Consider the following 14817-nt stretch of genomic DNA (forward strand, 5'->3'; position numbering starts at 1 on the left):
GGACGCGGTGTGTGGCGCCGCCACGATCGTGCGGCGACACACGATATGTGAGGAAGCCCGACTCTGATTAGAGCGGCGAGAACGATGTTCTACGGGGTGTTGATCGCTTCGCTCGCTGGGCTCGATCGGAACTTCACGCACGCGTGTTGACGGCGACCAGGTCGCGACCGCGACGCGACGCGCGTGGGTCGATGACGCTGGCGATCGATGCATGCGATCGCCACGCGATGCATACGACGGCGTCGCGATCGCGGAGAGCGTGGCGACGGGCGTCGCTGTGCGTGGTGCGTCGGGCGACCATCGCGGTGGTGAAAATTGTGTGCATTCGCACGCGATCGTCGGACGCATCGGAGGCCTCGCTGGTGGGCCGGGGATGGGCGTCACGGGGGCGAGGACGCGCGCGACGAGGGTGTGTGATAGACCGCGTCACGATGGCGCTGCGGGGGGTGCTCTTCGATCTGGACGGGGTGTTGATCGACTCGTTGCCGTCGATCCTCGCGTGCATGAACCACGCGCTGATCGGGCTGGGGAGGGCGCCGGTCGGTGCGGAGCAGGTGCGGCCGTTGATCGGTCCGCCGCTCGAGGAGAGCGCGGCGCGGCTGCTCGGCGCGGCGGATGCCCTGCTGGTGCCGCGCTTCGTGGCGGCGTACCGCGAGCGCTACGCGGCGACCTGCGCCCGCGAGAGCTTGCCGGCGGCGGGGCTCGTGCCGGTGCTGACGACGCTGGCGGCGCGCTGGCGGCTGGCGGTGGCGACCAGCAAGCCGGAGCTGTACGCACGGGAGATCCTGGCGGCGCTCGGCGCGGACGGGTGCTTCGCCGGCGGCATCTTCGGGCGATCGCTGGTGCTCGACAGCGAGGGCAAGGCGGCGGTGGTCGGGCGGGCGTGTGCGGCGTTCGCCGGGGCGAAGGGGCTGGTGATGGTCGGGGACCGCGAGCACGACGTGGTCGGGGCGGCGGCGCACGGGATCGCCACGATCGGGGTGCTGCACGGGATGGGCTCGCGGGCGGAGCTCGAGCGGGCCGGGGCGCGGTGGATCGCGGCCGACCTGGGGGCGCTGCCGGGGCTGCTGGCGGCGATCGAGGCGGGGCTGGCCTGAGGGACAGGCTGGCTCTTGGGTCAGGCTGGCTCTCGGGGCTGGCCTGAGGGACAGGCTGGATCTCGGGGCTGGCCTGAGGGACAGGCTGGCTCTCGGGTCAGGTTGATTCGAGCCAGGCGACCAGCTCGAGGTGGGGGGTGTGCGGGAGGGTGTCGTAGGCGCGCAGGGCGGTGAGGCGGTAGCCGCTGGCGAGGGCTTTGAGGTCGCGGGCGAGGGCCGCGGGGCCGCAGCTCATGAGCTGGAGGCGGGGCGCCGCGAGGCGCAGCAGTTCGGCGCAGACCTGCGGGCCGAGGCCCTCGCGCGGGGGGTTGGCGATCACGAGGTCGGGGCGGCGTTGCTGGCGGGCGAGGAAGTGCTCGGCGGTCTCGGGGGCGAGGCCGAGGGCGGCGGCGCTCTCGGGGTAGGCCTCGCAGGCGTGGACCTCGGCGAAGTGCGGGCGCAGGAGCTCCGTGGTGACGCCGGCGCCGGCGTAGAGGTCGAGGGCGAGGGCGCCGCGGAGCTCGTGGCCGGCGTGGTCGCGGACGAGGTCGGCGTAGGCGAGGGCGGCGACGGCGGGGTTCGGCTGGAGGAAGCCGAGGGGGCCGAGCTCGCGGGTGACGCCGGCGAGCGTGGTGTGGAGGTTCGTGCCGCGGAGGAGGGTGGGTGCGGCGCCGCGGAGGTTGTTGTCGGCGCCGGCGTGGACCGACCAGGCGACGCCGACGGGGCGGCGGAGGTGGGCCGGGAGCTCGCTGGCGGCGCGGCTGTCGGCGCTGGCGGTGACGAGGGTGAGGAGGACCGAGCTGCCGTCGGTCTTGAACCACGCGTAGCGGAGGTCGCCGCTGCGGGAGGTCTCGTCGTAGGGTTCGATCTTCAGCCAGTCGGCGATGCGGCGCAGCTCCTCCGCGGCGAGCACGATCTCCGGGTGGTCGACGCGGCAGGCGTGCATCGCGGCGAGCGTGTGGCTGCCGCGGACGTAGCTGCCGAGCACGAGCTGGCCGGTGCTGCCGCCGACCACGCGCTTGCTGGCGGCGCGGTAGCCGAACTCGGCCGGGGCGGCGATCACGGCGTCGACGTGGAGGTCGTATTGGCGGGCGAGTAGGTCGCGCTTGAGGGCGCGTTGATCGGCGACCTCGAGTTCGAGCAGGGGGCAGCCGGTGCAGCGAGGGGTGCGGGCGGGGAGGCCGTCGTCGTGGTGGGTGCAGGGGCTCGGGCGGCGGCCGGGGTGTGGGCGGAGGATGGCGCGGAGCTCGGCGTGGGCGCGCGGCTGCTGGCGCGAGACGTGGGTGAGGCGGGCGCTCACCTGCTCGCTGGCGAAGGCGCCGGGGACGGAGATCGTTCGGCCCTCGAGGGTGCCGCTGGCCTCGCCCCCGGGGGTGAGGGCGTCCAGCTCGAGCTCGAGGGTGTCGCCGGCTTTCATGCGCGGACGATGCCAAGGCGGAGGGCCGCCGGCAAGGTGTTCTCGCCCAGGTGCCCGTGTCTGGCATCTGTCCTGAAGGACATGTGGAGCGGCCGCGACGGCGAGCACGGTCCTCGCGCTCCGGGAGGGCTATCCACATGTCCTTCAGGACATGCGGCGATCATGCGGCGATCATGCCGAGCTGGCGGAGGACGTCGAAGTAGCGGGGGAAGGTCTTGGTGACGCAGGCCGGGTCGCGGATCTCCAGGTGGCCGGCGAGGCTGAAGGCCATCGCCATGCGGTGGTCGAGGTAGGTGTCGATCGCCACGTCGCGGGTGGGCGTGAGCGGGGGGTCGATGATGAGGCCGCCGGGGAGCTCCTGGACCGCGGCGCCGAGCTTGCGCAGCTCGGTGGCGGCGGCGGCGAGGCGGTCGCTCTCGTGGTGGCGCAGGACCTCGACGTTGTGGATCTCGCTGCGGCCGCGGGCGTGGAGGGCCAGGACGGCGGCGGTGAGGGTCATGTCGGGCATGTCGGCGAGGTCGAGGATGGCGCCGTCGAGGCGGCCGGTGCCGGTGACGGTGGTGTGATCGGGGGCCCGGTCGACGGCGGCGCCCATGCGCGCGAGGACCTGGCAGAACTCGGCGTCGCCCTGGATGCTGCGGCTGCCGAGGGCCGGGACGGTCACGCGGCCGCCGAAGATCGCGGGGATCGCGAGCAGGTAGCTGGCGGCCGAGGCGTCGGGTTCGATGGTGTAGTCGCGGGCGCGGAGCGGGGCCGGGGTGATGGTGATCGTGTTGTGGTCGTGCCAGCGGGCGTCGCCGCCGAAGTCGCGGAGGGTGGCGAGGGTCATGTCGACGTAGGGGCGGGCGGGGGTGCCTTGTTCGAGGACGATGTGGGTGGGGGCGTCGGCGAGGGCGGCGGCGAGGATCAGGGCCGAGATGAACTGCGAGCTGGGCGGGCGGGGCAGGCGGATCTCGCCGCCGCGGAGGCGGGTGCCGGAGATCTCGAAGGGGAGCAGGTCGTCGGCGGCGAGGCAGCGGATCTGGGCGCCCTGGTCGCGCAGGGCGCGGAGCAGGCCCTCCATCGGGCGCTCGCGCATGCGTGGGCTGCCGTCGACGAGGGCGGTGAGTGGGGACGCGGCGAGGACGGCGGTGAGGAAGCGGGCGGCGGTGCCGGCGGTGGCGACGTCGATCGGGCGGGTGGGGTCGGCGAGTTGCGAGGGTGGGCCGCCGTTGCCGGTGAGGGTGACGGTGGTGGCGTTGTTGTGCAGTTCGTGGGCGAGGCCGAAGCGGGCGATCGCGGCGAGCATCGCGCGGGTGTCGTCGGAGTCGAGGCAGCCCCGCAGGGTGGAGCGGCCGGTGGCGAGGGCGGCGAGGATCAGGGCGCGGTTGGTCAGGCTCTTCGAGCCCGGCGGCGACAGCTCGGCGTCGACCGGGCCGGGGGGCGGGCGCACGCGGATGCTCGGGGATGGCGCGTGGAACATGCGGCTCGCGGCGTGCTGCACTTCGGGATGGCGCGTGGGACAGGTGCGAAGGGACAGGTGCGAAGGGACAGGTGCGAGGGCCGCTAGTCGATGACCTCGAAGGGGACGCGGCCGACCAGCTGGTCGTCCTCGGTGACGACGTCGATGCTCCAGTGGCCGGCGCGGGCGGCGGGGATGTTGAAGGAGCGGAGGGTGGAGCGCAGGCGGACGGTGCCGGGCGGAGGTTCGCCGCTGGGGGTGACGGGGCCGATCTGGACGGCGATGCCCTGGTGGCGCCAGACGTGGTGGAGGGTGTTGCCGTGGCCGCCGGGGATGACGACGTCGGTGAGGGCGTGCATCTCCTGGATGAGCGACTGGTGGAGGGTGCTGACCTGCATGGTGAGGCGGCCGTCGGGGAGCAGGCTGGGGCCGACGGCGCCGGTCGCGATGTACATCGGGACCGGTGGGATCGCGAGGCGGGCGAAGTAGGCCCCGAACACGGAGGCGGCGACGAAGAGGACGAAGAGGACGGCCCAGGCCGGGCGCAGCAGGTTGCGCGCGGGCACGTGCATGCTGAAGAACACGACGGCGGCGATCGCCGCGGCGGACATCTGGGTGAGCAGGGTGCGGGTGTCGGGGAGGAGCGCGGGGAGGACCAGGTTGAGGCAGGCGAACAGGATGAAGAAGTAGACGGCGGAGGCGGGGACCTTCCAGCGCATCAGGAACTGGTCGAAGACGACGTCGATGGTGGAGAGGATCGCCAGGGCGGCGAGGACGTAGACGAAGAAGCGGTTGGGGTCGTCGAAGGTGGCCGTCTTGTAATAGAAGGGCACCAGGAAGAAGAGCATGCTCTGGAAGAGGTTCTTCAGCGCCAGGGTCATGACGTAGAAGCGGACCTTGGATTTGGTGTCCTTGACCTTCGCCTTCTGGCCGGGGCCGGTGCCGAAGACGCGGAAGAACAGGACGAGCACGAGCCAGCCGAGGCCGAGGAGGACGACCATCCAGCGGGCGTTGTCGTAGCCCTTGCTGGCGTACATGACGACGAAGGCGCCGAAGGTCAGGGCGTAGGCGGAGTGCAGCCACCACAGCTTGCTGCCGTGGCGAGCGAGGAAGGCGCGGACCCTGGCGAAGCGCTTGAGGGCGGCGAGGTCCTGCTCGCTGATGCCTTCGGGGAGGGCGACGGTCGGCGGGGCGTCGGCGTTGCGATCGAGGTCGGCGGCGGCGGCGACGAGGTCGGGCGAGAGGGCGGCGACTTGCGTGCGGCCCGGGGCGTGGTCGCGGTGGTCGCGGTGGTCGCGGTGGTCGCGGTGGTCGCGGTGGTCGCGGTGGTCGCGGTGGTGGTGTCGACGGGGGCTTCGGCCATCCAGCGCTCAGGGGGTTGTGGCGGTGGTGGAGGGCGGCCAGGTGTGTCGAAGAGCGAGCCCTCCGACCGGCCAGCCAGCGCTCATGGGGTCGTGGCGGTGGTGGTGTCTTCGGGTGGAGGGTCGCTGGCGGACGACCAGGCGACGCGCTCGGCGGTGAAGTTGAAGTACATCCACACGCCGTCCTTGGGGACGGCGACGGTGTCGATGTCGTCGACGGAGGTCTTGCAGCCGTTGCCGCCGGCGAGCACGGACCAGGGCGTGAAGGGGGCGCCGTTGAGCACGCCGATCGAGCTCATGGCCACGGTGGATGGGAGGAAGCCGAACAGCACGCCCTGGACCAGCTTCTGCGGCTCGGCGAGGTCGTAGGCGGCGTAGATCTGGACGTTGGAGAGCGGGAGGCCGAGGGTGGGGGCGAGCTGGAGGCTGAGCGAGGGGATGAGGGCGCTGAGGAAGCAGGGGCTGGTCGGCTTGTTGAGCGCGCCGTCGCCGATCTGATAGCTGGGGTTCAGCGTGCCGGCGACCGGGTTGCCGCAGGTGCCGCCCTCGGAGTTGTTGAAGTCGGCGGAGACGATGCTGGCGGGCGGGACGTCCTTGTCGGTGCAGTTGACGAGGGCGCCGCCGGGGACGCACTTGGCGGGGACGATGTCGAGGGTGGTCTCGCTGTCCTTCGAGGGGTCGAGGGGGTGGAGGACCAGGGTGGTGTTGATGTCGAAGCTGCCGATGTTCTCGGCGAACAGCTGGTTGTAGGTGTCGGTCGAGTCCTGGCACAGGACCATGTCGCCGCTGTAGGTGTGCGGGTCGACGAGGGTGAGCTCGGTGATGCGGAAGGCGGCGGTGGCGTCGGGGTCGACGAGGCGGTCGAAGAAGTCGCCGGCGTAGCAGCTGGAGGAGGCGGCGCAGGCCAACAACACCAGGCCGGCCGCGCGCGAGGGCCTGCGGAGGCGCGGGCGTGGGCGGGCGTGAGAGAGCTGGGGCACGGCGGGCGGCCATGATAGCCGATCGACGGGGCGGGCCGTCCGCGCTGGCGCGGAGAATCCTCCCGGGGGCGTGGCCCGAGGGCGGCCCGGTGCGGCGACCTGGGGCCGGGCGGCGGGTTGCCAGGCGCACGGGGCTGGCCCACGATGGGCCTCGTGATGCGGTCTGTGTTCGTGAGTTATTGGCGCGGTGCGGCGCTGCTGGGGCTGCTCGCGGGCTGTCCGACGCTGCCGCAGACGACGGACAGCGGGGGCAGCGGGGACAGCGGGGACAGCGGGGGCGAGACTGGGGCGAGCGAGATCCCCGCTGTGTGCGCGCGCTGGACCCTGTGCACGGCGGAGATCGACCCGGCGACGGCGGCCGAGATGGCGGCGAAGTACGGCGAGGACGGCAGCTGCTGGCAGGCGGAGGAGGCGGTGCAGGCGGGCTGCATCGCGTTCTGCGACGCGCAGCTGCGGCAGTACGGCGACGCCTTCCCGGACACGCAGGCGTGCCGCTACGACGACATCGTCGGCACCGTGGAGTTCGCGCTGGGTGAGGCGGTGTTCGACCCGGAGGACGTGCTCGCGGACCCCGTGTACCGCGAGTTGAAGCAGGGCGACACGCTCACCATCGTGCGCGGCGGGCAGGGCCTGTTGATGCTGCCGCTCGGGGTTCGCGGGCGGGGCTTCGAGGTGCCGGTGGACCCGAACGACTGGGACGACCCGCGGATGCCACACATCGACGTGTGGATGGACATCGAGGGCTTCAACGTGGGCCTCGGCGGTCACTTCGCGCGGGTGCCGGACTACCCGATCGGCTTCGTGCCGATCGACGATAAGGGCACGCTCGAGCACCTGTATGTCACCGTGCTGGTGCCGGACGGCGTCAGCGATCCGCAGGGACTGACGGGTCAGCAGGGGACCCTTCGCGCCGAGCTGCACACGTACAAGCAGCCGACGGTGGCGCGGGAGTACAGCTTCGTGGTGGCCCCGGAGATCCAGGAGTAGTAGGGTCGCCGGCATGGGCGAGCGCGCGTTCATTCCGGTGCAGGTGGCGGTCGTCACGGTCTCGGACACACGCACGCTCGCGACCGATCGCTCGGGGCAGACGATCGCGGAGTTGCTGACCGGGGCGGGGCATCGGGTGATCCGCCGCGACATCGTCCGCGATAACCGGGATGAGATCCGCGAGGCGCTGCGTGGGCATATCGCCGATCGCGAGGTCGACGTGATCATCACGACCGGGGGCACCGGGGTGACGCCGCGCGACGTGACGCCCGAGGCTCTGGCGCCGCTGGTGAGCAAGCCGATCCCCGGCTTCGGCGAGCTGTTTCGTTGGCTGAGCTACGCGGAGATCGGGACCTCGACGATCCAGAGCCGGGCCGAGGCGGCGTTGTGTGACACCACGTATGTGTTCTTGCTGCCGGGCTCGACCGGGGCGGTGCGCACGGCGATGGAGAAGATCTTGCTGGCGCAGCTCGATCACCGGCATCGGCCGTGCAACTTCGTCGAGCTGTTGCCGCGGATCCACGGCGAGCGCGAGGACTGATCTCAGGCGATTCGCGGGCGTCGCCCTGACCGCGAGCATGTCCGTGATCGGTTGCGGCGAGCGCGAGGACTGATCTCAGGCGATTCGCTGGCCGGAGACCAGGTCGTAGATCTGGCCGGGCATGGCGACGCGGAAGCCGGCGGCCTCGACGCGGGTGCGGTTCTGGTCGAGGTTATCCTCGTGGTGCATCAGCACCATCTTGTGGCGCACGCGCTCGGGCAGGGCCTCGAGGCGCTCGAAGAAGCCGTGGACCTGGCCGGGGTAGTCGACGAAGGTGCAGTCGTGGAAGAAGATCGAGGTGCGCGGCTCGAGGCCGATGAGCAGTTCCGGGTCGACGGTGCAGTCGCCGGACCACCAGGCGATGCGCTGGATGCCGCGGTCGTCGTCGACGACGAACTCGAGCGAACAGGACGGCTTGCCGGGGACGTGCAGGGTCTCGCGGGCGACCAGGGCGAGCCCGTCGGAGACGAAGTGTTCGGCGTGGTGCCAGGTGTTGCTGCGCGGGGGCTCGGCGGCGACGGGTTCGATGAGGTCGAAGTAGTGGGCGAGGGTGCCGGCCTGACAGTTGCCCTTGCCGTCGTTGAGGTAGCGGAGGGAGGGGGCGAGGGTCTCCCAGACCTCGGCTCGGACGGCGCTGTGGGCGATGAGGCGGGGCAGGGCGCCGCCGAGGGAGCTGGCGAGGTCGGGGCCGCGGGTCTCGTAGAAGCGGATGAAGGCGAAGTCCTCGAGGCCGTAGACGTGGTCGCCGTGGACGTGGGTGACGATCTGCCCGGTGATGTCGTGCCAGGCGAAGCCAGCGGAGTGGAGCTGGTCCGGGGCCTGACGTCCGCAGTCGATGAGCCAGCGCTGACCGGAGCGCAGGGTGACCATGCTGCACGTGGTGCCGTAGCGCCGCGAGAAGGCTCCGCCAGCGCCAAACAGGCGGAGCGTCATGGTTTGGCTGCGATCAGACACGCGAGCGAGGGGCCAAAAGAAGGGAGGAGCAGTTCGGTGAGGTTACAAGGTCCAGGTCGAGCCCTCGGCAGAGTCCTGGAGGGTCGCGCCCAGCAAGCCTAGCTCAGCTCGCAGTCGATCGGCTTCTTTCCAGTCTTTTTTGGCGCGCGCGGCCTCCCGCATCCGCAGGAGGCGCTCGACCTCGGCCACGTCGAGGCGCAGGCGCGCGGCCTTGCGATCCCGGCGCTCGCGGAGGTAGGTGGTGGGGTCGTCGGCGAACAGGCCGAGGTGCTGCGAGATGGCGGGCATGTCGGCGAGGAAACGGGCCAGGGTGGGCCGGCGGCCGGCGATCTCGGGCTTCTTTTTGAACTCGAGCTGGCGGTTCACCTCGCGCAGGGGCTCGCTCAGGGCGGCGATTGCTGCGGCGGTGTTCAGGTCGTCGCGCAGGGCGGCGAGGAAACCGGGCAACATGCCGCTGACTGCCGATGCAACGATGTTCTGTTGCGGGGCATCGGGTTCGCTGGTGGTTGCGAGGGCTCGCTGGCAGCGCAGCAGGGTGTCGTAGATATAGGCGACGCGATCGTCGGCCTCCTCGAGGCCGGGGAAGCGGACGTGGGCGCGCAGGCGCGCGAGCTCGAGCGGGGCGGCGCAGGCGGGGCAGTGGCTGGCCTGTTGTTGCTCGGGGTCGAGGAGGTGGCGGCAGCTGGGGCAGGGGGCCTCGACGTCGAAGTTGAGGCCGGACCGGTAGTGGACGCCGAGGAGGAAGTAGCGGAGGGCCTCGGGGAGGTAGAGGTTTCGGACCTCGCGGATGGTGAAGAAGTTGCCGAGGCTCTTGGACATCTTCTCGCCGGCGAAGTCGATGAAGCCGTTGTGCAGCCAGTGGCGGGCGAAGGTGCCTGGGCCGCAGGCGCCCTGGGACTGGGCGATCTCGTTCTCGTGGTGGGGGAAGATGAGATCGCGGCCGCCGGCGTGGAGGTCGAAGGTCTCGCCGAGGTGGCGCAGGGACATGGCGGAGCACTCGATGTGCCAGCCGGGGCGACCGGGGCCCCAGGGGCTGGGCCACTGCGGCTCACCGGGCTTGGCGCCCTTCCACAGGACGAAGTCGAGGGGGCTCTCCTTGCGCTCGTTGATCTCGACGCGGGCGCCGGCCTGCATGTCGTCGAGGCTGCGCTTGCTGAGTGCCCCGTAGTGTTCGAAGCGGGCGACGCGGTAGTACACGTCGCCGTCGACGGGGTAGGCGAGCTCGTTGGCGACGAGGCGCTCGATGAGGGCGACGATCTGCGGGATGTTGTCGGTGACGCGGGGTTCGATGTCCGGGCGGAGGCAGTGGAGGGCGTCGAGGTCGTCGTGGTAGGCGTCGGTGTAGCGGGTTGTGATGACCTCGGGGCTGACGCCCTCGTCGGCGGCGCGCTTGATGATCTTGTCCTCGACGTCGGTGATGTTGCGGACGTAGACGACCTCGAGGCCGCTGGCGCGGAGGAGGCGGACGAGGATGTCGGGGACCACGGCGGCGCGGGCGTGGCCGATGTGGCTCATGTCATAGACGGTGGGGCCGCACACGTAGAGCTTGCAGCGGCCGGGCTCTTGCAGCGCCAGCGGCTTCTTGGTGGCGCTCAGGGTGTCGTAGAGGCTGAGGGGGGCGAACGAGGAGGGGGCGGCGGACTCCGTCATGGGCGGAGGGCGAGTGTGCCCTAAGCCTGTCGGCGACGCCACCACAGGGCCAGGCTGGTGAGATTCCAGCCGACGACGGCGAGGACGACGAGCCACAACGCGAGGGTGGGCCACTGGTCGCGGGGGTGTTCGCCGACTTGAATGATGTAGCCGTCGGGGTCGACGCGGACCGGCTGCATGCGGCCGACGGCGCGGAGCTGGGAGAGGTCGATCTGGAGGCGGCCGTCGGTGAGTGGGCGCGGGGCGAGCTTGCCGTCGACGACGACGTAGCCGGGGCTGGTGCCGTCGTCGCGGAGGGGGAAGCTGAGGCTCTGGGCCTCGTGCTTGAGCTCGGCGGCGGGGACGAGATAGGTGGTGAAGAAGGGGACGACGAGGGCGCCGATGCGGGGATCGGGTTTGGCCTTTTGTTCGTCGGTGGTGGCTTCGCCGGCGGCGTTGAGGGTGGCCTGGGCGGCGGCGCGTTGGTCGGCGGGGATGCGGGCGACGAAGGTGTAGAAGGCGGAGGAGTTTTGCTCGGCGGGTGCGAAGGAGGGCACGCCGAGCGCTTGCACGGCGGCCTCGGCGGCGGCGAGCGAGCGGAAGCTGGTGCGACCGAGCTGGATGCGGGCGTCGGGTTGGTCGACGCTGAGGCTGATCTGGTCGGTGGGCTGGAGCTTGTTGTTGTCGAGGGCGGCGAGGAGTTGGTCGGTGCTGAGGTCGCGGGTCTCGACGATGCGCTCGCCGTCGAAGTACTGGGTGATCCACGCGTACATGCGCACGTCGGCGACGCGGCGCAGGCGGCCGGTGAACTCGCCTTCGAACTGGTTGCCGGTGGGTTTGTCGGGGCTGCGGGGGATCGCGGCGAACAGGCTGCCGCCGCCCTCGACGATGCGGAGGTAGCCGACGGTCTTTTCGCCGAGCCTGGCGCGGGCGGCGTGCTGGACGTCGGGGGTGCCGTGGAGGGTCACGTATTGCTCGCGCAGGTCGTCGTTCAGGCCGCCCGAGGCGACGAGCGTGGCGGCGTCGCCGAGGTCGCGCGGGCTGCCGCCTTGCAGGAAGTAGCGGACGTCGCCGAACATGGTGACGAGGAGGTAGCCGCCGAACAGGGCGACCACGACGTCGATCAGCGGAGAGCGCCGGCGACGCGGCGAGGATGGAGGGGGTGCTTCGTCCGCTGCTGTTTCAACCACGGGGGCCTCGTCTTATCACGGTCTAGGGGAGGGACTCATCCACGGGTCCGAGGTTCCCGGCTTGCTGACGAAACACCCAGATCTCGCGGGTGGCCTCGACGTCGTCGGCGTCGCGGGCGGTGATGAGGATCTGGTTGCTGCCGGGGCTGAGGGGGACGCGGGCGGAGAAGCTCAGCTGTCGGGCGGCATCGCCCTGGCGCGCCGGGTTGGCCTCGTAGTCGATCTTTTGTTCGACCTGGCCGACGCCGGCGGGTTTGACCGTGACGAGGACGTCGTGGACGCGGACCGGGTGTTGGGCGCTGCCGTGGAGTTCGATGGTGGCGTCGCGGGTGACCTGGGCGGTCGGGTCGACGATGAGGGTGGGGGGCTGGACGAGCTTGAAGGCGCGCGTTGGGCGGTCTGTGCTGCCCTTGATGTCGCCGGGATGGAGGAGGTCGGCCGGTAGCCAGGCGCGGCGGCCGGGGCCGGCGTCGATGGCCGCCCAGCCGCCAGCGCGGCCGACGAGTTGCAGCAGGGTGTTGGCGGGGATCTCACCGAGCTGCGGGGTCTTGCCGTTTGCGGCGTTGTAGAGGCGGACGGGGTCGTCACCCCCGGAGGCTGGGCCGACGCGGACCTTCTCGCTGGCGGCGATGAAGGCGGGGAGGTTGCCGAGGACGGCGAGGTCGAACTTGTGGCGGACGCTCTCGCGGAGCTGGACGTCGGCGACGACGAGGTCGAGGGAGACCGGGGTGGCCGGGTCGGCGGAGGCGCTGACCGTGAGGCCGAGGCTGCCGCGGGTGGTGCCGCCGACGGGGATGGGGCCGAGCTCGACGAAGCCTTCCTCGAGGAGGATCTGGGTGCCGGAGAGGTTGTGGAGGAGGGCGCGGGTGTCGGCGGCGGGGCCGGGGCCGGCGTTGTGGACCTCGATCGCCAGGAGCGCCTGTTCGCCGGGTTGGAGGTTGCCGTCGCCGTTGCCGCGGACGGCGAAGGGTGTGTCGCCGGGGTAGACGGGGGTCTTGGGGCGGGACGGGGCTTTGCTTGCCAGGGTTGGGTCGTCGACGATCCAGTAGTCGAAGGTCAGGGTTGGGCGGGGGAGGCCGGCGACGTCGAAGCGGACTGTGGTGGTGGCGTCGGGTGTGGGGTCGGGTTCGCCGGCGTGGAGGTCGACGCGGAGGGTGTCGGTGAAGTTGCTGTGCCAGGCCATGACCTGGAGGCGGACGTCGCGGGAGACGGTCTGGCCGGGCTCGATGCGGCCGAGGAGGAGTTCGATGCCGTCGAGTTCGTCGCGCAGGCAGTCGGTGATGGCGTGGACGCGGTCGACGGCGGTGGGGCTGTCGTTGCTGACCTCGACGTGGAGGGTGAAGGGGGCGCCGGCGCGGATCTCCGATTTTTCGCTGATGCGGGCGGAGAGGCGGAGGGGGGCGGTGTCTCGGGCGTCGACGCGGCCGCTCCAGTCGACCTTGGTGGTGGCGAGGCCGGTGGTGATCGCGGTGTCCTCGGCCAGGGCGAGGTCGCGGGTGAGGGTGGCGAGGCTGGCGATGCGGGTCTTGGGGTCGGTCTCGCCGGCGAGTTTTTGCGCGACCTGGTGGGCGATGCGGACCTCGGGGTCGCGGAGGGCGGCGGGTGATTCGCTGGTGCTGGCGGCGGGGCTGGTGTCGCTGGCGAAGTAGCGCAGCTGGAGGGCGGCTGGGCCAGCGTCGGCGCGGGGTTTTTCGTGTTTGGCGGAGGGTAGGTGGGCGACCTGGGCGAACTCGCGGCGGCGTTCGAAGCGTTCGCGGTCGTAGTAGTTGGCGACGCCGGGGATGTTGGTGAGTTCGACCGGGTAGAGGGTGAGGTCGGGCTGGACGCCGGAGGTTTGGATGGAGCGGTCGCCGGCGACGAGGTACTCGGCGATGGTGAGTTTGAGGGCGAGTTCGCGGCCGTAGAGGTTCTCGGGTTTGACGAGCTGGACGGTGCCTTTGCCGAAGCTGGGTCGGCCGAGGACCACGCCGCGTTCGAGGTATTTGACCGAGCCGCTGACGATCTCCGAGGCGCTGGCGGACTCCTCGTTGATGAGGGCGACGACGGAGGCGGAGAGGGGGATCTCGAGGTCTGGTTTGGCGGGTTCGGACTCGCGGCCGAGGGCGGAGCGGACGATCACCAGTTCGCCATCGGCGACCAGGGCGTCGAGGATCTCGACGGCCTGGGTGAGCAGGCCGCCGGTGTTGTCGCGGAGGTCGAGGACGACGCCCTTGAGGCCTTCACCTGTCTTTGGGGCCAGGTTCTTGAGGGCGGCGCGGACCTGTTCGCCGCTGTTCTCCTGGAATGTGATGAGCTTGAGGTAGGCGATCTGGCCGGGGAGGAGCTCGGCGACGACGCTCTCGACCCGGATGATCTGGCGGGTGAGGGTGAGGGTGAGGGCTTGGTCGCCGCGGCGGATCTTGACGACGACGGTCGTGTTGATGGGGCCGCGGAGGAGTTGTTGGGCCTCGGCGACGCGGAGGTTGATGGTCGACTGCTTGTCGATCTGGAGGATGAGGTCGCCGGCCTTGAGGCCGCCCTGTTCGGCGGGGGATTTGGGGAGGACGCGGCCGACGCGGATGCGGCGTTCGTCCTCGCGGATCTCGGCGCCGATGCCTCCGAACTGGCCCTTGGTCTTGACGCCGAGGTCGGTGTGTTCCTCGGGGGTGAGGAGGATCGTGTGGGGGTCGAGGGGGGCGAGGAGGCCGTTGATGGCGGCGTACTCGAGCTTGTGGGTGGCTTCGGGGTCGAGGCTGAGCTGGGTCTGGGTGAAGCCCAGGATCTCCTCGAGGCGGTCGGCGGCGGCGGCGAGGTCGGGCAGGTTGGTGAGGGAGAAGTCCTTGCTGGTCTCGCCGACGGTGATGGTGGCCTGGTCGTCGCGGACGCTGGCGAAGAACTCGGGGGTGTGGAGGCCGAGGTAGGTGAGGGCCGAGACGAGCTGGCCACGTGGGTCGAGGCGGCGCTTGTCGAAGTACTCGTGCTGGATGATGTAGGCGGCCCAGACGGTGAGCGGGAAGCGGCGCTGGTCGAGGGCCAGGAGGGTGCGGAGGTCGGGCTCGGCGTCGGGTTCGGCGCTGGTGGCGTCGGGTTTGGCGGTCTTGCCGCGGGGGTTTGTTTCGGCGGGCGGGGAGCCGCACGCGGCCAGCCACCCCAGACAGAGATGCAGGAGGAGGTGGCGCTTGGGGGCCATGGAGGCGGCAAGCATAGCGCCCGCGAACGCGGTCGCGGGGTTTGGGGTTCGGGGGACGGGTTCTTGGGTTGA

10 protein-coding genes and 1 pseudogene are annotated in these 14817 nt (G+C 71.1%); 3 read left to right on the top strand and 8 right to left on the bottom strand.

Annotated elements, in window-relative coordinates; translation table 11 throughout:
- Positions 1-431: 431 nt before the first annotated feature.
- On the top strand, positions 432-1097 hold the full coding sequence (locus IPJ59_RS09400) for an HAD family hydrolase (RefSeq protein ID WP_293259798.1): 666 nt from the start codon (positions 432-434) through the stop codon (positions 1095-1097).
- 97 nt (positions 1098-1194) lie between these two features.
- On the opposite strand, the gene IPJ59_RS09405 is transcribed toward IPJ59_RS09400, so the two are convergent.
- From IPJ59_RS09405 to IPJ59_RS09420, 4 genes are all read right to left on the bottom strand, one after another.
- Entirely contained in the window at positions 1195-2493 is a 1299-nt protein-coding gene (locus IPJ59_RS09405) for a class I SAM-dependent RNA methyltransferase (RefSeq protein ID WP_293270934.1), read from the bottom strand.
- A gap of 160 nt (positions 2494-2653) precedes the next feature.
- Positions 2654-3955, bottom strand: a complete 1302-nt coding sequence (gene aroA, locus IPJ59_RS09410; protein ID WP_293270936.1) for a 3-phosphoshikimate 1-carboxyvinyltransferase — start codon at positions 3953-3955, stop codon at positions 2654-2656.
- Between the two features lie 83 nt (positions 3956-4038).
- The gene (locus IPJ59_RS09415; RefSeq protein WP_366524574.1) at positions 4039-5301 is read right to left on the bottom strand and encodes a DUF5924 family protein; all 1263 of its coding nucleotides are present in this window, start codon (positions 5299-5301) and stop codon (positions 4039-4041) included.
- Positions 5302-5378: 77 nt separating this feature from the next.
- The gene (locus IPJ59_RS09420) at positions 5379-6275 is read right to left on the bottom strand and encodes a hypothetical protein (protein WP_293270938.1); all 897 of its coding nucleotides are present in this window, start codon (positions 6273-6275) and stop codon (positions 5379-5381) included.
- Positions 6276-6428: 153 nt separating this feature from the next.
- Here IPJ59_RS09420 and IPJ59_RS09425 point away from each other — a divergent pair, with 153 nt between their 5' ends.
- Both IPJ59_RS09425 and moaB read left to right on the top strand, forming a co-directional pair.
- Positions 6429-7262 (top strand): hypothetical protein, encoded by an 834-nt coding sequence (locus IPJ59_RS09425; RefSeq protein ID WP_293270939.1) that lies wholly within the window; start codon positions 6429-6431, stop codon positions 7260-7262.
- Positions 7263-7275: 13 nt separating this feature from the next.
- Positions 7276-7803, top strand: a complete 528-nt coding sequence (gene moaB, locus IPJ59_RS09430) for a molybdenum cofactor biosynthesis protein B (RefSeq protein WP_293259816.1) — start codon at positions 7276-7278, stop codon at positions 7801-7803.
- A gap of 75 nt (positions 7804-7878) precedes the next feature.
- Here moaB and IPJ59_RS09435 read toward each other — a convergent pair whose 3' ends face one another.
- The 4 genes and pseudogenes from IPJ59_RS09435 to IPJ59_RS09450 all read right to left on the bottom strand — a co-directional run bounded on the left by IPJ59_RS09435 (position 7879) and on the right by IPJ59_RS09450 (position 14745).
- Positions 7879-8736, bottom strand: coding sequence for an MBL fold metallo-hydrolase (locus IPJ59_RS09435; protein WP_293270941.1), 858 nt, complete (start codon positions 8734-8736; stop codon positions 7879-7881).
- Between the two features lie 288 nt (positions 8737-9024).
- Positions 9025-10407 (bottom strand): annotated as a pseudogene (gene cysS / locus IPJ59_RS09440) (cysteine--tRNA ligase); the annotation flags it as partial.
- A 20-nt stretch (positions 10408-10427) separates the two neighbouring features.
- A complete protein-coding gene (locus tag IPJ59_RS09445) occupies positions 10428-11501 on the bottom strand; it encodes a hypothetical protein (protein WP_293270945.1) in 1074 nt (357 codons plus the stop codon).
- 97 nt (positions 11502-11598) lie between these two features.
- Positions 11599-14745 (bottom strand): MXAN_5808 family serine peptidase, encoded by a 3147-nt coding sequence (locus tag IPJ59_RS09450; protein ID WP_293270947.1) that lies wholly within the window; start codon positions 14743-14745, stop codon positions 11599-11601.
- Positions 14746-14817: the final 72 nt, after the last annotated feature.

This window comes from Nannocystis sp. (assembly GCF_016714285.1).
Lineage (GTDB): Bacteria > Myxococcota_A > Polyangia > Nannocystales > Nannocystaceae > Nannocystis.

Bases quoted from the DNA above. Each gene is read 5' to 3' on its own strand.
- IPJ59_RS09400 (WP_293259798.1), top strand. From the start codon at position 432: ATGGCGCTGCGGGGGGTGCTCTTCGATCTGGACGGGGTGTTGATCGAC.
- IPJ59_RS09405 (WP_293270934.1), bottom strand. From the start codon at position 2,493: ATGAAAGCCGGCGACACCCTCGAGCTCGAGCTGGACGCCCTCACCCCC.
- aroA (WP_293270936.1), bottom strand. From the start codon at position 3,955: ATGTTCCACGCGCCATCCCCGAGCATCCGCGTGCGCCCGCCCCCCGGC.
- moaB (WP_293259816.1), top strand. From the start codon at position 7,276: ATGGGCGAGCGCGCGTTCATTCCGGTGCAGGTGGCGGTCGTCACGGTC.
- IPJ59_RS09435 (WP_293270941.1), bottom strand. From the start codon at position 8,736: ATGACGCTCCGCCTGTTTGGCGCTGGCGGAGCCTTCTCGCGGCGCTAC.
- IPJ59_RS09450 (WP_293270947.1), bottom strand. From the start codon at position 14,745: ATGGCCCCCAAGCGCCACCTCCTCCTGCATCTCTGTCTGGGGTGGCTG.